This is a genomic window from Nonomuraea sp. NPDC051191, from assembly GCF_044455665.1.
Lineage (GTDB): Bacteria > Actinomycetota > Actinomycetes > Streptosporangiales > Streptosporangiaceae > Nonomuraea.
In genome coordinates this window covers 1-17,574 of record NZ_JBITEZ010000016.1, presented here as the reverse complement: position 1 = coordinate 17,574, position 17,574 = coordinate 1, and the positions used below count along the sequence as shown (strand labels likewise).

The following is a 17,574-nucleotide window of genomic DNA, read 5'->3' as shown; positions in this document are numbered from 1 at the left end:
TGGTTCAGACCGCCCAAGCGGGCCGGCGGGTGGCGTGATGGGCGAGATCGTGCTCGCCGCGAAGATCACGCACGTGCCGTCGATCTGGCTGTCGATCCAGCCCGGCAAACACTTCGGCATCCGCAGGCCCGCCGAGCTCGCCCTCGCCGAGGTCGGCAGGCGGGCACGCGAGCGCGGCGCGGACACGTTCCTGATCGCCGACACCCACTGGATGAACAGCATCGGCTTCCACCTCAACGGCAAGCCGCGCCACCGGGCCACGTACGTCAGCCATGAGTTGCCGCACTTCATCCACGACCTCGCCTACGACTACGCGGGCGACCCGGAGCTGGCCGAGCTGATCCGCGAGGAGATCGTCGCGGGCGGCCAGAAGGCCCGCGTGCACACCTACCAGGACCTGGGCCTGGAGTACGCCACGCTGGTGCCGATGTACTTCATGAACCAGGACGCCGGTATCCGGGTCCTGCCCATCGGCTGCAACATCTACTCGACCGTCGAGGAGAACCGGCGGATCGGCGAGGCCCTGCTGCGCGCCGTGCGGCGCAGTGACCGGAAGGTCGCCTTCCTGGCCAGCGGGTCGCTCTCGCACGCCTTCCCGCCCAACGAGATCGCCGAGTCGCTGCTCGACGACGTGAGCAGCGAGCTGAACCGCAACGTCGACCACGCGGTGCTGGAGATGTGGGGCGAAGGGCGCATCCCGGAGTTCCTCGACATGCTGCCCGACTACAACGAGCGTTGCACCGGCGAAGGGGCGATGGCCGACACCGCCATGCTGTTCGGGCTGCTGGGCTGGCGCGAGTACACCGGACGGGGCGAGCAGCTCTGCCCGTACTTCGGCAGCAGCGGCACCGGCCAGGTGGTCGTCGACTTCCCCGTGCCCGCCCACCACACGACATGAAGGAATCAGCGCAGATGACGGCCGTACAGACGTTCACGCCCGACAGGCCCGGCGGGGCGCCGCCCGTGCTGCTGCTGCACGGGTTCGCCTCCAGCGGGCGGCAGGACTGGGTGGAGACCGGGATCGCGGCGGAACTGGCCGCGGCCGGGCGCGTGGTCGTCGTGCCCGACCTGCCCGGTCACGGCGAGAGCCCGGTTCCGGCCGGGCCGGTGGGCGCGTCAGAGGTCGCGGCGGCGCTGCTCGCCCTGACCGGCGACGGGCCGCTCGACGTGGTGGGCTACTCCCTCGGCGCCCGGCTCGCCTGGGAGCTGCCGGAGCTGGCCCCCGACCGGGTGCGCGCGGTCGTGCTGGGCGGGCTCAGCCCGTTCGAGCCGTTCGCCGCGCTCGACGTGGCGGCGCTGCGCTCGGCCGTCGCGGGCGGCGAGCCGGGCGACCCGATGACCGGCATGATCGCGTCGATGATCGCGGGCGCCTCGGGCGGCGACCCCGAGCGCGCCGCCGGGCTGGTACGGCTGGTCGAGGGGCTGCGCGGCACGCCGTTCGAGCCCAAGGGCTGGGCCGGGCGCACGCCGCCGGTGTTCGTGGCGGGCTCGCAGGACATGATGACCTCGGGCATCGAGAACGTCGTCGCGCTGGTCCCCGGCGCCCGGCTGGTCACCGTCCCCGGCGACCACCGAGCCGCGCTGGCCGGCCCCGAGTTCCGCGCCGCGATCGCCGCAGCGCTCGGTACGGCGTCCGATACGGCGTCCGATGCGGCGTCCGATACGGTGCTCGGCACGTGACCAGCACCGACGGAGTCGCGTCGAAGGCGGAGCTCAGCTACGAGATCCTGCGTTCGCGCATCCTGGACGGCACGTACGGCCCCGGCTACCAGCTCGTCATGGACCGCCTCGCGCGGGAGATCGGCGTGAGCACGATCCCCCTGCGCGAGGCGCTGCGCCGCCTGCAGTCCGACGGGCTGGTGGAGGTCGTGCGCAACGTCGGCGCCCGCGTCGCGGTCTTCGACGCGGCGCAGGTGCGTCACACGCTGGAGGTGCTGGCCCGCCTGGAGGGGTACGCCACCGCCGTCGCCGCCCCGCGCATGGGCCCGGCGGACGTGGCCCGCTCCCGCGACATCAACGCCCGGCTGTTCCAGGCGCTCGACTCCTTCGACCCCGCCGCGTTCACCGCGCTCAACCGCGCCTTCCACTTCTCGGTCTACGAGCACTGCGACGACGAGCACCTGAACTTCCTGCTGGAGGCCGAATGGACCAGGCTGGACCACATGCGGCGCTCGGTGTTCGGCTACCTGCCGGGCCGGGCCCGCCGTTCGGTCGAGGAGCACGAGCACCTGCTCGACCTCATCGCCGGGGGAGCCGACCCCGCGGAGATCGAACGGCTCGCCTGCGCGCACAAGACGAACACCGCCGGCGCCCTCTATGACGTCCGGGTCACCCGCGGCTAACGATCGGGTCATACCCTCCTGGCAGTTTGTCCTACACTGGTAGACGAAACGCCGTACGGAGGGGTGCCGCATGCCCAAGATCATTGACCACGACCAGCGTCGTAGCGACATCATCGACGTCACGTGGGAGCTGATCACGAAAGGGGGCATCGAGGCGGCCACCATGCGCGAGATCGCGAACGCGGCCGGCTTCGCCAACGGCGCGCTCAAGCACTACTTCCCCGGCAAGGAAGACATCATCGAGGCGACGTACGAGCGCGCCCTGGCCATCGTGACCAGCTACGTCAAGCTCGACGGCCGTCGCGGGCTGGGCGCGCTGCGGGAGATGTGCGAGGCGGCGATGCCGATCGACGAGGAGCGCATCACGGCCGGCCGGGTGCTGCTGATCTTCTGGCAGACCTCGCTGACCAACCCCAAGATGTACGACAAGTACCTGGAGCACCTGCGCGCCTGGCGCGGGATGCTCCACCGGCTCATCGGGGAGGGCCGCGCCGACGGCGACATCCGCACCTCGATCCCCGACGAGCAACTCGTGGACGAGCTCGTGCTGCTCAACGCGGGGGCCAACGTGATGAGCCTGGTCGGCCCGCAGTTCTCCACGGTCGAGCTGCAGAAGCGGCACCTGGAGTCGTTCTTCGACCGCATCTCCCAGCCCTGACCGGCCCTGACCGGCCCTGGCCCGGCCCTGACCCGGCCCTGATCCCGCCCGTTCCGGCCCGCGTCGCGCGTCCGCGGCGCGGGCCGGCGCGTGCTCAGACCGCTTCGGCCACGATGACCCGCGGGCTGCCCGGCAGGGCCAGCTTGTCCACCGGCTTCCAGGCCGCCTCGTCGAGCCAGCCGCGCACCTCCGACTCCTCGTAGACGACGGTCCCGTCGATCACCAGGTACTCCCCGGCGTGCAGCGCGTCGATGGCGCGCTGCTCGGCGTCGTCGTCGAGGAAGAAGTCGAGCAGCAGCAGCCGCGCCCCGGGCGCCGCCGCCGCGCGGGCGTTGCGCAGGATGGCCCGGTTCTGCTCGACGCCGAACCGGTGGATGACGTGGTTGACCATGACCAGGTCGTACGGGCCGGACGGCGTGGCCGTGTCGGTCGGGACGCCGGTCACCTCGGCCCGGTCGGCGAACCCGGCCTGCGCCACCTGCTCGGCGATCGAGTCGGAGAAGGTCGGGTCGTACACGAAGGACGCCCGCAGCCCCGGGTTGGCGCGCAGGGCCTCGAAGGCGAAGGCGCTGGACAGGCCGCCCAGGTCCAGCAGGCTGCGGAAGCCGGAGAAGTCGAACGCGCCGCCCAGCATCCTGGCGTGCAGGCTGTTGTAGGTCATCACCCCGGCCATGAACGTGCCCCACCGCTCGCCCGAGGTGTCCAGGACGCCCGGCTCGGTGGTGTCCACGGTCTTGTCGAACTGCAGCCAGTGCCCGTAGCTGACCTCGTTGAGGAAGGTCAGGAACGGGCCGAGGTCGAGCTCGGACGACTTCTGCCCGGCCAAGTAGCCGGCCGCGTCGGCGCCGAGGGCGTACCGGCCGCCGGTCCTGGTCAGCAGGCCGAGCCCGGCCATGCTGTCGGCCAGGATGCGGGCCATGCGGGGGGTGACGCCGGTGGCCGCCGCGATCTCCCCGGCGCTGCGCTCGCCGTCCGCGAGCGCCGCGAAGAGCCCGATGCGGCTGGCCGCGAAGAGCTGCTTGGCGCCCATGTAACCGGTGGCGATGGCGACGATCGGATCCGGCGTGGGGGAAGGCGTGGACATGGTCAAGGCCCTGCCCTTTCTGTATTGTCTACGAATGTAGACGTTCACCATAGACCCTCTGTCTACGAACGTGGAATAACCGTTGACAGTAGGGGGACCCTCTGTCAACCTTTGTAGAACTATCTGGCTCGAACATGGCTTTTCGGCAGCTCAGTGTGGGTTTGCGTGCCCCACTTCGAGCACGGGACCGGTGCCTGGAATGGAGCTCTCGCGCATGTCGCTGCTCAACCTGACGGACCTCACCATCGGCGTCACCCGGGAGGACGCCGAGCCCCAGGAACTCGTCCATCGGCTCACCCTCGACGTCGCCTCCGGGCAGACGCTCTGCGTGGTGGGGGAGTCGGGCAGCGGCAAGACCGTGACGGCGTTGTCGATCATCCGCCTGTTGGAGTTCGTGGCGCCGGCCTACACCGAGGGGACGATCGAGATCGGCGGCGTGGACGTCACGCGGCTGAGCGCCGAGCAGATGCGCGCCTACCGGGGCGCCCGGATCGGCATGATCTTCCAGGAGGCCCTGGACTCGCTCAACCCCGCCCAGCGCGTCGGCGTGCAGCTCATCGAGGGCTACCGGCCCGAGGGCGCGCTGCCCCGGCAGGCGCTGCGCCGGGGGAGCCGGTTGCGCCGCGAGGCCGAGGCCAAGGCCAGGAGCCTGCTCACCGAGGTCGGGCTGGACGACACCGACCGGATCATGGCGCTCTATCCGCACCAGATGTCCGGCGGCATGCAGCAGCGCGTGATGATCGCCATGGCGCTGATGTCCGACCCCGACATCCTCATCGCCGACGAGCCCACCACCGCGCTCGACGTGACGACGCAGGCCGAGATCCTGGCGCTGTTCCGCCGCGTGCAGCGTGAGCATCGGACCGCCTGCGTGTTCATCACCCATGACATGGGCGTCGCCGCCGAGATCGCCGACCGGATCGCCGTCATGTACCGGGGCAGGCTGGTGGAGATCGGCGACAAGATGGACATCCTTTTTAAGCCTACGCATCCGTACACCAAGGCGCTGCTGGAATGCGTGCCGCGGCTCGGCGTCAGCCGCCGTACGGGATTCCCGACGATCTCGGAATCCAAGCTGCGGGCCGCCACGGAAGGCTCCGGCGGGACCGTGACCGAGACGCCGGCGCTCGGCGACGAGCCGGCGCCGGTGACCGGCACCCCGCCCCTGGTCGTCGAGAACGTCACCAAGGTCTACCGGACCGGCCGCCGGGCGAGCGTGCGCGCGGTCGACGACGTCTCGCTGGAGATCGCGCCCGGCGAGTTCTTCGGCCTGGTCGGCGAGTCCGGCTCCGGCAAGACGACGCTCGGCCGCATGGTCAGCGCACTGGAACGGCCCACCTCGGGCAGCATCGCCTTCGGCGAGCACCGCATCACCGAGTCGGGGCTGCGCGGCGACGAGCGCGCCTTCCGCCGGGCCACCCAACTGATCTTCCAGGACCCGCAGAGCTCGCTCGACCCCCGGCACACCGTGGCCCGCATCATCGCCGAGCCGCTGCGCGAGCTGACCCCGCTGCGCGGCGCGGACCTCGACCGGCGGGTGGCCGAGCTGATCGACGAGGTCGGCCTGCCCGCCGACTGCGCCGGCAAGCTGCCCTCGCAACTGTCCGGCGGCATGCGCCAGCGCGTGTCCATCGCGCGCGCGGTCGCCGCCGAGCCGAAGCTCATCGTCGCCGACGAGCCCACCTCCGCCCTCGACGTCTCCGTCCAGGGCCAGGTCATGAACCTCCTCCTGCAACTGCGCCGCTCGCACGGCATCAGCTTCCTGTTCATCACGCACAACCTCAGCCTGGTGCTGTCGGTGGCCGACCGTGTCGGCGTGATGTACAAGGGCGATCTCATCGAGGTCGGCGCCCCGGAAACCATCGCCTCCTCCTCCACCCACGAGTACACGCGACGGCTCCTCGCCGCGAACCCCGACTTGTCGGCATACGTGGGATAGCCCCGGGCCGACCTTCTCTTCTGTCCCCCCTTTTAGAGCAAGAGCGAGAACCCCCATGAACGTGCTCAAGAGCCTGAGGGCCGGGCTCGTCTCCGTCGCCGCGGCGAGCGCACTGCTGCTCTCCGGCTGCGCGGGCGGCGCGACGTCGTCCTCCCCGTCCTCCTCCGCCGACGCAGGCACCCCCGTACGGGGCGGCGGCCTGGTCGTCGCGGTGCCGACCGACCCGCAGTCGCTGGACATGGTCGCCAACCCGGGCCAGGTCACCGCGCACATCGGCAACATGTTGTACGAGAAGCTCTTCGAGGTCGACAAGACCTTCACGGCCAGGCCGATGCTGGTCGACACCTACAAGCAGAGCGACGACCGGCTCACCTACACCTTCAGGCTGCGCGCCGGTGTCACGTTCCAAGACGGCAACCCGTTGACCGCCGCCGACGTGGTGGCCAGCCTGGAGCGCTGGCTGAAGAGCCACGTCACCGGCCAGCAGGTCGCCGCCGACGTCAAGAGCCTCAAGGCCACCGACGACACCACGGTCACGCTGGAGCTGAAGAAGCCGCGGTACCCGCTGATCGACGAGCTGGCCAGCCCCGGCGCGGAGGTCTACGAGGCGAAGAACCTCAAGGGCGTGCCGGCCACCGGCTTCGCCAAGGAGGGCGCGGTCGGCACCGGGCCGTACAAGCTGAAGAGCTGGGACATCGGGCAGCAGGTCGTGCTGGAGCGCTACGACGGCTACAAGTCGCGCACCGAGGAGGACTGGGGCGGCCAGGCCGGCGCCAAGCACGCCTACCTCGACACGGTCACCTACAAGGTCGTCGCCGACCAGGACGCCGTGGTCAACGGCCTCCAGACCGGCCAGTGGGCGCACGCCATGCCGGGCGACGACCAGTACACCCCGCTCAAGAACAATCCCGCCGTGGTCGTGTCGAACCTGGCCGGGGCCAACCAGAACGTGCTGATCCCCAACTTCAACCAGGGCTCCAAGTTCTCCGACGTACGGGCCCGGCAGGCGCTCAACCTGCTGATGGACAAGCCCGCGCTGAACGCCGCCACCGGCGGCGGCCCCGACCTCACCGCCGAGGTGGGCGCGCTGGTCTCGCAGGACAACAAGGGCCTGTACTCCACCGCCGGCGACGACGTCTACAGGCAGCACGACCCGAACAAGGCCAAGGAGCTGTTCGCGCAGGCCGGCGTCAACGCCGGTGACACCGTGCGCATCCTGACCTCCAGCAGCTACCCGCAGTTCAGCCAGTGGGCGGTGCTGCTGCAGGACCAGCTCTCCAAGATCGGCATCAAGACGAAGATCGACACCTACGACTTCCCGACGATGCTCGGCACGATCACCAAGGACCCCGGCGGCTGGGACATCACCACCCTGTTCTTCAACGCCGCGCTCACCTCGCCCTCGCAGATGCCCGCGCTGACCCTCGGGGCGTTCAACGGCTCGGGCTCGCCCGAGATGGCCAAGCTCATCGAGGACTACAACGCCGCGACCTCCCCCGAGACGGCCAGGACGCTGATGGACCAGCTCCAGGCGTTCGTGTGGCAGCAGTTCCCGGTCATCACGATCAGCCAGTCGAAGCTGTACGCCGCCTACTCGCCCAAGCTCAAGGGGTACGACACGTTCTACCGCGTGTTCTGGAACTCCTGGCTCCAGAAGTGAGGGGGGAACATGGCGGGACTGCTGCTCCGGCGACTGCGTGACCTGGTCGTCATCCTGCTGATCGTGGGCACGATGATGTTCTTCGTCATCCGCCTGATCCCGGGCGACCCGGCCATCGCGATCCTCGGCCCGACGGCCAGACCCGAGGACGTCGAGGCGCTCAGGCAGAGCATGGGCCTGTCCGGCTCGCTGTGGGAGCAGTACCTGAGCTGGCTCGGCAACGTGGCGGGCGGCGACTTCGGCTCGTCGATCACCTACCACGCGCCGGTGGTGGGGGTCGTGGCCGAGCACTTCGTCCCGACGCTGACCCTGGCGGTGATCAGCACCGTCGTCAGCTTCTTCGTCGCGGTGCTGGTCACCTCGTGGAACGCGGTCTCGCCGCGCAACCCCGTGGCCCGCGCGCTCAACCTGCTGTCCTCGCTCGGCATGGCGATCCCCGACTTCTGGATCGCGCTGATCCTGGTGCTGGTGTTCGCCGTGTCGCTGCGCTGGTTCCCCTCCAGCGGGTACGCCGACCTCTTCACCGATCCGGTCGCCGGGGTGCCGATGCTGGTGCTCCCGGTGGTGTGCCTGGTGATCGGGCAGTCGGCGCTGTTCACGTTGACGCTGCGGGAGAGCGTGCTCGGCGAGCTGCCGCACACGTACCTGCGCACCGCGCGGGTCAAGGGCCTGTCGGAGCGGCAGGTCATGCTCAGGCATGTGCTGCCGAACGCGCTCATGCCGCTGATCACCCAGCTCGGCAGCAACTTCGCGATGATGGTCGGCGGCATCGTGATCATCGAGTCGATCTTCGTCATCCCCGGGCTGGGGTCGCTGCTCATGGGCGCGGTCTCGACCCGGGACTTCCCGCTCGTCCAGGGCGTGACGTTGTTCGTCGCGCTGATGTTCGTGGTCGTCAACCTGATCGTCGACCTGTCCTATGCCCTCCTCGACCCCAAGGTGCGTGTTTCGTGACTACCGAGGCCGTCGCGGGGCGCGTCGGGACGGCCGGGCGGCCCTCCGCCGCCTCCCGTGCCTGGCGCCGCAACCGGGTGCTGATCACCGCCACCGCGCTGCTCGTCCTCGTCGTGCTGGCCGTCGTCCTGCTGCCGGTGTTCCTGCCGGACGCGAACGCGACCGACCCGGTGCACCGGCTGCTGCCGCCCTCGGCCGACCACCTGCTCGGCACCGACTCCTACGGCCGGGACGTGCTGAGCCGCCTGGTCTCCGGCGGCCGGGCCTCGCTCGGCCTGTCGGCGCTCATCACGCTCTGCGCGGCGTTCACCGGCATGGTGATCGGCCTGGTCAGCGGCTTCTACCGGACCGTGGACGCGATCGTCATGCGGATCATGGACGCCTGGATGTCGTTCCCCGCGATCATCCTGGCCATGGCGCTGGCCATCGGGCTCGGCGCCAGCATCTGGACCGAGCTGATCGCGCTGACGGTCATCTTCACGCCGTTCACGGCCCGGGTGATCCGCAGCCGGGTGCTCGGCGTGGCGGCGCGACAGTACATCGGGGCGGCGCGGGTGTCGGGCATGCGACCGGCGAAGATCCTGTTCGTGCACGTGCTGCCCAACGTGCTGCCGCTGGCGCTGGTGCAGGTCGTGATCCTGTCGGCCTCGGCGATGCTGGTCGACGGGGCGATGAGCTTCCTCGGGCTGGGCATCGCGCCGCCGACGCCGACGTGGGGCAACATGATCGCCGAGGGGCGGTCGTACCTGACGCAGGCGCCGTGGCTGATCGTGCTGCCGGGTGCGGCGATCATGTTCTGCGTGCTGCTGCTGAACCTCATCGGGTCGAGCATGCGCAACGTCGTGGACGCGCGCGCCCGGTCGATGAGCGAGCTGCAGAAGCTGCGCGCCCGCCGTCCGGCACGGTGACGGCGGGCGCGCGCGGGGACGCCCGGCGATCACCGCCGGGCGCCCCCGCGTCCGTGTCAGGGGGTCCAGACGCCGTCCGGGCTGACCTCGCGGTCCAGCCACAGGTCGGCCAGGGCCGCGCGGACCTGCGGCCCGTGCTCGCGCCAGAGTCGCAGCGCGCCCAGGTTGTCCTCCAGCTGGGCCGGCCTGCTCACCCCGAACAGCACGTTGGCCACCGCCGGATGCTCCAGGCAGAACACGATCGCGACCTGGCCGGGCGTCGCGCCGAACTCGTCCGCCACCCGCGCCACCACGTCCGCGGCCTCTCTGATCGCCTCCCGGATGCCGCCCGGGTCCGCGCCGATCTTCCGCTCGGGGAACTTCCTGCCGACCAGGATGCCGCCCTCGAAGACGTCGCTGGCCTGCAACGCCAGCGCCCCGGACGTGAAGTGCCGGCCGTAGAAGTCGCCCTCGGCCATCGAACGCCGCGCGATGCTGTACTTGAGCTGGGCGAAGCTCGGCGGTGTCAGGCCCTCCTCGGCGGCGTAGCGCAGCGCGAGGTCGACGTCCTCGGCGATCCAGTTGTTGACGCCCCAGCTCGTGAACCGGCCGGCCGCGATCTGCTCGGCGACGTCCGTCACGATCTGCCGGATGTCGGGCCGCTGCATGTAGTCGCCGACCACGACGGTCTCGGCGCTCTCGACGCCGACGCGCTCGAAGCTGACGTCGAGCTGCTCGCGGAAGCCCGTGCGCGGGTACTCCCACAGCCACAGCTTGCCGCAGAGCTGCCAGTCGTCCCGCTTCGCGCCCGCTTCGCGCACCGCCCGGCCGAAGATGAGGTCCGTACGGGCCTGCTCGGCGTGCGGGCCCATGTTGTAGTGGGCGACGTCGAAGAGGGTCACGCCGGCGTCGAGCGCCGCCCTGATCAGGGCCACCGCGTCGCCGAACTCCATGCGGTCCCAGGTGTTCCAGGATCCCAGCCCGAACAGGGACGTCGTGGGGCCGCCCGGTCCGAGGCGTCGTACCGGAACCCGCTCTGTGTCGCTCACGTCGATCCACTCCCTGCCGGACGAGGTCTTTTTGTCTACGCTTGTATAATAATAAACCCCGGACGCCCCCGCAGCCCCGTCTGTGAAGGGCCCTCACCGAACAGGAACCCCCACATGAGCGAACCTGCCGTTCCCAGGACCGTCCTCGTCACCGGCGGCGCGAGCGGCATCGGCCGCGGCGTCGCCGAGGCCTTCGCCGCGGCGGGCGATCGGGTCCTCGTCGCCGACCTCGACGAGGCGCGGGCGCGGGCCGTCGCCGAGGAGATCGGCGCCCACCACGTCCAGGTGGACGTCGGGGACGCCGCCTCCGTCGAGTCCGCCGTCGCGGCCGTCGTCGCCGAGCACGGCTCCATCGACGTGCTGGTGAACAACGCCGGGCACACCGCGGGCGGCGGCCTCCTCATCGGGCTCGACGTGGACGTCTTCGACGCCTGCGCCCGGGTGAACTTCCGCGGCACGTTCCTGATGACCAGAGCCGTCGGCGCGCACATGGTGGAGCGCGGCGTACGCGGCTGCATGGTCAACATCTCCTCCATCGGCGCCCGCCAGCCCACGCCCGGCCTCGGCCACTACGAGGCCACCAAGGCCGCCATCGACGCCCTGACCCGCTCGGCCGGCATCGAGCTGGCCCCCCACGGCATCCGCGTGAACGGCGTCGCCCCCGGGCCGGTGCTCACCCCGATGACGGCCATGTTCGCCACGGACGACGCGGCCAGGAAGGCGTGGGAGGCCCGGATCCCGCTGGGCTCGATCGCCCAGGTGGCCGACATCGTGCCGGCCGTGCTCTTCCTGGCCTCCGACGGCGCCCGCCACATCACGGGCGTCAGCCTCCAGGTGGACGGCGGCCAACTCCTGGCCTGACCCCGCCCCCGCCGGGACCGGGCCGCCACCCGGCCCCGGCGGTCAGTCCAGGGCCACCCCCTCGCGGAGGTGGACGATCCGGCCTCCGGTGACGGTGGCGTCGACCGCGACCTCGGGCAGGTCCGCCGGGGCGACCTCCAGCGGGTCGCGTTCCAGGACGCAGAAGTCGGCGACCTTGCCCGCCTCCAGCGACCCCTTCCACGCCTCCGCGCCGTCCTGCACGGCGGGCGCGGTGGTGTAGCAGTGCAGCAGGCGGGCCATCAGCCGGGGACGGGGGGCCCGTTCGCCCAGCAGCGCGCACGCCGCCGCCACCTGCGCCCGCCAGTCGGGCGTGGTCACCGGCCCGTCGCTGCTCAGGGTGAACGTCACCCCGCTCGCCAGCAGCTCCTGCAGCGGCCAGGCCGCGCCCGCGACCTCAGGGCCGAGCGCGCCCGCCACCCAGTCCGCCGTGGCGACCGCGATCACGGGCTGCGTGGTCAGGCCCATGCCGAGCAGGCCCATGCGGGCGATCTGAGCGGGGTTCACCAGGTCGCCGTGGATGACGTAGTGCCGTCCCGCGGCCCCCTGTTCCAGCTCGGCCACCGTGTCCACGAACGCGTCGATGGACCGGTCGCCCGTGGCGTGCACGCCGACCTGGAGGCCCGCCCGGTGCGCCAGCCGGATCATCGTGCGGAGGTTGTGCTCGCGCCCGGCGTCGTCGGCCCCCGCCACCAGCAGTGATCCGTGGCCGCCCGCGGTGTAGGGGTGGCAGGTCCAGGCCGACCCCATGGGCGGGATGCCGTCGGCGAAGATCTTGAGCCCGGCCACGTTCAGCCAGGCGGGGTCGGACCGGGGGAGCGGCGCGTCCAGGCCGGCGGCCACGTCCTCCAGGGTGCTGGGGCCGTCGAGGGTGCCGAACAGCCGCAACGCGGTCACCCGCGCCCGCAGCTCGCCCTCCTCGGCCAGCCTCGCGTAGGTGTCCAGGACGGCCTGGGAGAAGCAGCCGGTCTCGCCGTCGTCCTCGCCGGGGCCGAGGCCGGGCTCGGTGTAGCTGGTGATGCCGAGCGAGGCGCAGATCCGTCCGGCGCGCAGAATGGCCGCCCGCCTGGACTCCTCGTCGGCCAGCAGCAGGCCCTGGTGGGCGGACAGGCCGTGCTCGCTGATCAGGGTGTCCGGCCAGACCGCGCCCAGCCAGGCGGCGTGCAGGTGCGAGTCGTTGATGCCCGGCAGGACCGTGCGTCCGGCCAGGGAGAGCACCCGCGTGCCCGGCCCGGCGTGCGCCAGGGCCTCCTCGTCCGTCCCGACCGCCACCAGGCGTCCGGCGCGCACCGCCAGGGCGCTCGCCCGCCCGTCGCGGGCGTCGAAGGTGAGCACGTTGCCGCCGACCGCCACGAGGTCCGCGTACTCGTCCGCTGACACCGGGTTCCTCCTGAGGGGCTGTAATTGTTTGTCAACGAGTGTAGATTAACCACACTTAACGGTCGAAAGCCACGAAGGTGACCATGCCTACGAGAACCGCCGCCGCCGTCCTCACCGAGCACGGCAAGCCCCTCAGCCTTCAGGACGTGCCGCTGCCCGACGCCGTCGAACCCGGCGCCGCCCTGGTCCGCATCACGTGCACCACCCTGTGCGGCACCGACGTGCACCTGTGGGCCGGGCAGATGACGTTCCCCGGGATGCTCCCGATGATCCTCGGCCACGAGATGGTCGGCGAGGTCGTGGAGGCCGGGCCGGGCACCACGGACGCCCTCGGCCGCCCGATCGGCGCGGGCGACCGCATCGGCTGGTCGGAGTCCACCTGCGGCCACTGCTACGGCTGCGCCGTGCTGCGCCAGCCGGTCGCCTGCGCCAACCGCGGGTACGGCTTCACCCAGCGCGCAGACCGCCCCCCGTACGCCACGGGCGGCCTGGTCGAGTACTGCTACGTGACCCCGGGCGCGGCCAAGCTGCTGCTGCCCGCCGACGTCAAGGACACCTGGGCCTCGATGTCGGGCTGCGCGGCCAAGACCGTGCTGCGCGCCGTGGACCGGGCCGGCGGCATCAGGGCCGGCTCGACCGTGGTGGTGCAGGGCGCGGGCGCGCTCGGCATCTTCGCCACGGCCGTCGCCAGGATCGCCGGCGCGGGCCGGGTCATCACCGTGGGCGGCCCGGACGACCGGCTGGCCGCCGCTACGCGCTTCGGCGCCGACGCGACCGTCTCGACCGACCTGGGCAAGGACGAGCGCGTCGCCCGGATCAGGGAGCTGGCCGGGGAGCGCGGCGCGGACTACGTGTTCGACCTGGCCGGGGCGCCGACCGTGGCCGAGGAGGCCGTCGCGGTGGCCGCCCAGCGCGGGACCGTGGTGATCGTCGGCTCCACCGGGTTCGAGCTCGCGCCCGTGCCGCTCGGCGCGGTCATGGGCAAGGAGCTGACCGTGGTCGGCTCGCTCAACGGCGACATCGCCGACTACCACCGTTCGATCGAGTTCTTCCAGACGTTCGCCGGCCGCATGCCGTGGGACGAGCTGTTCAGCGAGCCCGTCGGCCTGGCCCGGGCCACCGCCTGCGTCGAGTCGATGTCCAGGCTCGGCCAGATCAAGGCCGTCGTCGACCCCCGCCTGCCCTAGGAGCCCCACCGTGCAGACCATCCCGCGCCGCCGCATCGGGCGCAACGGACCGGAGACGGGCGTGCTCGCGCTCGGCTCCTGGCACACCTACGACCGCATGGACTTCCACGACGCGGTCGCCATGATCCGCGAGGCCGTGGACCGCGGCATCGACCTCTTCGACGTCGGCGTGTACGGCTTCCCCGGCATGCCGCCCGTCTTCACCGACGTGATCTTCTCGGCCCTGGTGCGCGCGGCCGGCCTGCGCCGCGAGGACTACCTGCTCTCCTCCAAGCTGTGGCTGGAGGGCTACCCCGAGCACAGCCTCCGCGACCAGCTCCACAACGCCCTGTTCCGCGCCGGCGCCGACCACGCCGACCTCGTGGTGCTGGGCGACCTGCGGCACGACGGCGTGGACCTGCACCGGCTCGTCCTCGACCTGGACGGCCTGGCCAAGGAGGGGCTGATCCGGAGCTGGGGCGTCAACAACTGGTCGGCGACGAACGTGCAGACGCTCATCGACGCCGCCGCCGGGGAGGGCGTCGAGGGCCCGGCCATCGCGCAGCTCAAGTACAGCGTCTCACGCCGGTCGATCCCCGACGGGGCGCCGTTCGCCCGGATCTTCGCCCAGGGCGTCACGTTGCAGTCCTCCGACGTGCTGGAGGGCGGCGTGCTGCTGGGCAAGGGCGTGGACCGGCAGGTCGGCCGCGACCCCGGCGGCATCAGGGAGCGCATCGCGGCCTCGGCGGCCGAGCTGGCCCGCCTGGCCGCCGACCTGGACACCACCCCGGCGCAGGTGTGCGTGGCCTTCACCCTCACCCACCCGGCCAACACCACCACGCTGTTCGGCGCGACCGGCCTGGAGCAGTTGCGCGACAACCTGGCGGCCGTGGAGCTGGTCGAGCGGGTCGGCGCCGAGGAGCTGCGGGCCCGCGTGGCGCCGCTGTGGGCCGACAAGGACGCCGTCGATCCGGAGGGCCCGTGAGCACCCCGCCGAGCAGGGGTTACGAGGGCTTCGGCGGCACGGTCCGCGAGCTGGCCTCGCAGTCCACGCCCTGGTGGCCGCCGCGACGGCGGGCCCGTCGCGGCGCGCCCAACGTGGTGGTCGTGCTGGTGGACGACCTGGGCTTCAGCGACCTGTCGCCGTTCGGGTCGGAGATCGACACGCCGCACGTGCAGGCGCTGGCCGAGTCGGGCTACCGGTTCACCAACTACCACAGCACGCCGCTCTGCTCGCCCTCCAGGGCCGCCCTGATGACCGGACTCAACCCGCACCGGGCCGGGTTCGCGATGGTGGCCCACGTGGACCCCGGCTACCCCGGCTACCGGATGGAGATCGCGCCGAAGGTGCCCACGCTGGCCGAGTCGTTCCGGGCCGGCGGGTACGCGACGTTCATGGTCGGCAAGTGGCACCTGACGATCGAGTCCAAGCTGCACGACGGGGCCGACAAGAGCTCCTGGCCGATCCAGCGCGGCTTCGACCGCTACTACGGCTCCATGGACGGCTTCACCTCCCTGTTCCACCCGCACCGCCTGATCAGCGACAACGGCCCGGTCCCCGACGAAGGCTTCCCGGACGACTTCTACCTGACCGACGCCCTCACCGACCGCGCCATCGGCATGATCGACGGGTTGCGCGCCAACGACGCGGACAAGCCGTTCTTCCTCTACTTCGCCCACCAGGCCGTGCACGGCCCGGTGCAGGGCAAGCCGGCCGACGTCGCGAAGTACCGCGGCCGCTACGACGCGGGCTGGGCGCGGACCCGCGAGGAGCGCTTCGCCCGCCAGCTCCGCGACGGCCTCTTCCCCGAGGGCACCAGGCCGTCTGACCCGGACCTGCCGCCGTGGGAGGAGAACACCGAGCTGTACGCCCGCCACATGGAGGTCTACGCCGCCGCCGTGGACGCCGTGGACCAGAGCCTCGGCCGGCTGGTCGAGCACCTGAAGCGCATCGGCGAGTACGACAACACCGTCATCGTCGTCACCAGCGACAACGGCGCGACCGCCGAGGGCGGCCCCGAGGGCACGCGCAGCTACTTCAGCCGCTTCGTGCGCCTGGCCGGCCTGCCCGACGACTGGTGCCCCGACGTGCCGCGCGACCTCGACCTCGTCGGCGGCCCCCAGGTCCACGGCCACTACCCGCGCGGCTGGGCGAACGTCTCCAACACCCCGTTCCGCCTCTACAAGGGCCACGCCCACGCGGGCGGCATCCATGTGCCGTTCGTGCTGTCGTGGCCGGCCGGCCTGCCCAGGGGAGCCGGCGACCCGGGCGTGCGCGACCAGTACGCCTACGTCACCGACGTCGCCCCCACCCTCCTCGCGCTGGCCGGCCTGGACCGCCCGCAGGACGTGGACGGCGTGCCGTTCGACCAGTTCCTGCGCGAGCGCGACCGGCCGAGCCTGCACCGCTCGCAGTACGTCGAGTGCGGCGGACAGCGCGGCTACTTCGAGGACGACTACAAGATCATCGCCCCGTCGCTCGGCCACGACTGGGAGCTGTACGACATCGCCCGCGACCCGGCCGAGACCGCCGACCTGGCCGCCGAGCAGCCGGAACGGGTCGCCGACCTGGCCGCGAAGTGGCGGGCGGCGGCCTGGCTGAACACGGTCTTCCCGCTGGCCGACACGCCCGACATGCTGGAGACCCGGCCGCCGACCGAGCTGCCGCTGTCGGAGCCGGTCACCATCCGCCCGGGCACGCCGGTGCTGGAACGGTTCCGGTCGAGCAGGCTCACCTCGATGCGCTCGTTCACGATCGAGGCCTGGCTGGAACGGCGGCCGGGCGACGAGGGCGTGATCGTGGCCCACGGCGACCAGGGCGGCGGCTACGTCCTTTACGTGGAGGACGGCGAGCTGCGGCTGACGTACAACGCCTACGGGGTGCCGGTGCGGGCGGGCGGCCCACTCCCGGCGGAGGGGCCGGTGACCGTCGCGGCCCGCTTCACGGCGCTGCCGGAGATGCGCTGGGACATCGAGGTGCTGGTGGAGGAGAAGCCCGTGCTGGCGGTCGAGGGGGTCCCGCAGTTGCTGGGCATGGCCCCCTTCACCGGCATCAGCGTCGGCTTCGACTACGGCGGCCCGGTGGACTGGGAGCTGCACGAGCGCCGCGGCGTGTTCCGCTACCGGCGCGGCCTGGACCGGGTGCGGTACGTGCCCGGCGAGAAGGCGCCCTACAACCCGGAGATCATCGCGCTGGCCGAGGACCTGGCGCAGCGCGCGATCGAATGACGGGTCACAGGTGGTAGGCGTACTCGCCGAACTCCCAGTCGGTGACGTGCCGCTGGAAGCGGGCGACCTCGTCGCGCTTGTAGGCCAGGAAGGCGGCGGTGAAGTCCTTGCCGAGCAGCTCGGTGAGCTCGCCGTCGGCCTCCAGGGCGTCCAGGGCGTCGGGCAGGGTCATCGGCAGCACGGGGGCCTTGGAGGCGTCGTAGCCGTAGCCGACGAGCGGTGGGGGGGGCGGCGCGGCCCCCCCCCCCCCCCGCGGGGCGGGGGGGGCCCCCCCCCCGGCCCGCCGGGGGGGGGGGGGGGGGGGGTCGCCCCGGCGCCGCGCCCAGCCGGGGCGCGGGCCGCGCGCCG

The 17,574-nt window shown here is 71.7% G+C and carries 15 protein-coding genes and 1 pseudogene; 12 read left to right on the top strand and 4 right to left on the bottom strand.

Features of this window, described 5'->3' with window-relative positions; all coding sequences use genetic code 11:
* Window positions 1-37 precede the first annotated feature (37 nt).
* The 4 genes from hpaD to ACIA8R_RS39285 all read left to right on the top strand — a co-directional run bounded on the left by hpaD (window position 38) and on the right by ACIA8R_RS39285 (window position 3,000).
* A complete protein-coding gene (gene hpaD, locus ACIA8R_RS39300) occupies window positions 38-898 on the top strand; it encodes a 3,4-dihydroxyphenylacetate 2,3-dioxygenase (protein ID WP_357693726.1) in 861 nt (286 codons plus the stop codon).
* Window positions 899-912: 14 nt separating this feature from the next.
* Entirely contained in the window at window positions 913-1,680 is a 768-nt protein-coding gene (locus tag ACIA8R_RS39295; RefSeq protein ID WP_397042564.1) for an alpha/beta fold hydrolase, read from the top strand.
* Window positions 1,677-2,342, top strand: coding sequence for a GntR family transcriptional regulator (locus ACIA8R_RS39290; RefSeq protein ID WP_357693723.1), 666 nt, complete (start codon window positions 1,677-1,679; stop codon window positions 2,340-2,342). Before ACIA8R_RS39295 ends, ACIA8R_RS39290 begins: the two co-directional genes overlap by 4 nt.
* A gap of 70 nt (window positions 2,343-2,412) precedes the next feature.
* Window positions 2,413-3,000 (top strand): TetR/AcrR family transcriptional regulator, encoded by a 588-nt coding sequence (locus ACIA8R_RS39285; RefSeq protein WP_357693721.1) that lies wholly within the window; start codon window positions 2,413-2,415, stop codon window positions 2,998-3,000.
* A gap of 94 nt (window positions 3,001-3,094) precedes the next feature.
* Here the strand turns inward: ACIA8R_RS39285 and ACIA8R_RS39280 are convergent, their stop codons facing one another.
* Window positions 3,095-4,084, bottom strand: coding sequence for a methyltransferase (locus ACIA8R_RS39280; protein WP_397042562.1), 990 nt, complete (start codon window positions 4,082-4,084; stop codon window positions 3,095-3,097).
* Window positions 4,085-4,298: 214 nt separating this feature from the next.
* On the opposite strand from ACIA8R_RS39280, the gene ACIA8R_RS39275 reads away from it, so the two are divergent.
* The 4 genes from ACIA8R_RS39275 to ACIA8R_RS39260 are packed head-to-tail and all read left to right on the top strand — an operon-like array spanning window position 4,299 to window position 9,545.
* Window positions 4,299-6,023 carry a dipeptide ABC transporter ATP-binding protein gene (locus tag ACIA8R_RS39275; protein ID WP_397042561.1) on the top strand — a complete coding sequence of 575 codons (1,725 nt, stop codon included), beginning with the start codon at window positions 4,299-4,301 and terminating at the stop codon, window positions 6,021-6,023.
* A gap of 55 nt (window positions 6,024-6,078) precedes the next feature.
* Window positions 6,079-7,683 carry an ABC transporter substrate-binding protein gene (locus tag ACIA8R_RS39270; RefSeq protein WP_397042559.1) on the top strand — a complete coding sequence of 535 codons (1,605 nt, stop codon included), beginning with the start codon at window positions 6,079-6,081 and terminating at the stop codon, window positions 7,681-7,683.
* Window positions 7,684-7,692: 9 nt separating this feature from the next.
* Window positions 7,693-8,637, top strand: a complete 945-nt coding sequence (locus ACIA8R_RS39265; RefSeq protein WP_357693713.1) for an ABC transporter permease — start codon at window positions 7,693-7,695, stop codon at window positions 8,635-8,637.
* Window positions 8,634-9,545: an ABC transporter permease gene (locus ACIA8R_RS39260; protein ID WP_397042557.1), complete on the top strand. Its 912-nt coding sequence runs from the start codon at window positions 8,634-8,636 to the stop codon at window positions 9,543-9,545. The genes ACIA8R_RS39265 and ACIA8R_RS39260 overlap by 4 nt, the downstream gene beginning before the upstream one ends.
* Before the next feature lie 56 nt (window positions 9,546-9,601).
* Here the strand turns inward: ACIA8R_RS39260 and ACIA8R_RS39255 are convergent, their stop codons facing one another.
* The gene (locus ACIA8R_RS39255) at window positions 9,602-10,573 is read right to left on the bottom strand and encodes an aldo/keto reductase (protein ID WP_397042556.1); all 972 of its coding nucleotides are present in this window, start codon (window positions 10,571-10,573) and stop codon (window positions 9,602-9,604) included.
* 114 nt (window positions 10,574-10,687) lie between these two features.
* Here ACIA8R_RS39255 and ACIA8R_RS39250 point away from each other — a divergent pair, with 114 nt between their 5' ends.
* Complete coding sequence (locus ACIA8R_RS39250) at window positions 10,688-11,434, top strand: SDR family NAD(P)-dependent oxidoreductase (protein WP_397042555.1); 747 nt, start codon at window positions 10,688-10,690, stop codon at window positions 11,432-11,434.
* Window positions 11,435-11,476: 42 nt separating this feature from the next.
* On the opposite strand, the gene ACIA8R_RS39245 is transcribed toward ACIA8R_RS39250, so the two are convergent.
* Complete coding sequence (locus ACIA8R_RS39245) at window positions 11,477-12,832, bottom strand: amidohydrolase (protein WP_397042554.1); 1,356 nt, start codon at window positions 12,830-12,832, stop codon at window positions 11,477-11,479.
* An 83-nt stretch (window positions 12,833-12,915) separates the two neighbouring features.
* Between ACIA8R_RS39245 and ACIA8R_RS39240 the strand changes: the two genes are divergently transcribed.
* Genes ACIA8R_RS39240 through ACIA8R_RS39230 form a run of 3 tightly spaced genes read left to right on the top strand, consistent with a single transcriptional unit; the run spans window position 12,916 to window position 17,226 of the window.
* The gene (locus ACIA8R_RS39240; protein WP_364087102.1) at window positions 12,916-14,019 is read left to right on the top strand and encodes a zinc-binding dehydrogenase; all 1,104 of its coding nucleotides are present in this window, start codon (window positions 12,916-12,918) and stop codon (window positions 14,017-14,019) included.
* A gap of 10 nt (window positions 14,020-14,029) precedes the next feature.
* Window positions 14,030-14,983 carry an aldo/keto reductase gene (locus ACIA8R_RS39235; protein ID WP_364087104.1) on the top strand — a complete coding sequence of 318 codons (954 nt, stop codon included), beginning with the start codon at window positions 14,030-14,032 and terminating at the stop codon, window positions 14,981-14,983.
* Window positions 14,980-17,226 (top strand): arylsulfatase, encoded by a 2,247-nt coding sequence (locus ACIA8R_RS39230; protein WP_397042553.1) that lies wholly within the window; start codon window positions 14,980-14,982, stop codon window positions 17,224-17,226. Before ACIA8R_RS39235 ends, ACIA8R_RS39230 begins: the two co-directional genes overlap by 4 nt.
* Before the next feature lie 4 nt (window positions 17,227-17,230).
* Here the strand turns inward: ACIA8R_RS39230 and ACIA8R_RS39225 are convergent.
* Window positions 17,231-17,574, bottom strand: a pseudogene (locus ACIA8R_RS39225) (hypothetical protein); the annotation flags it as partial.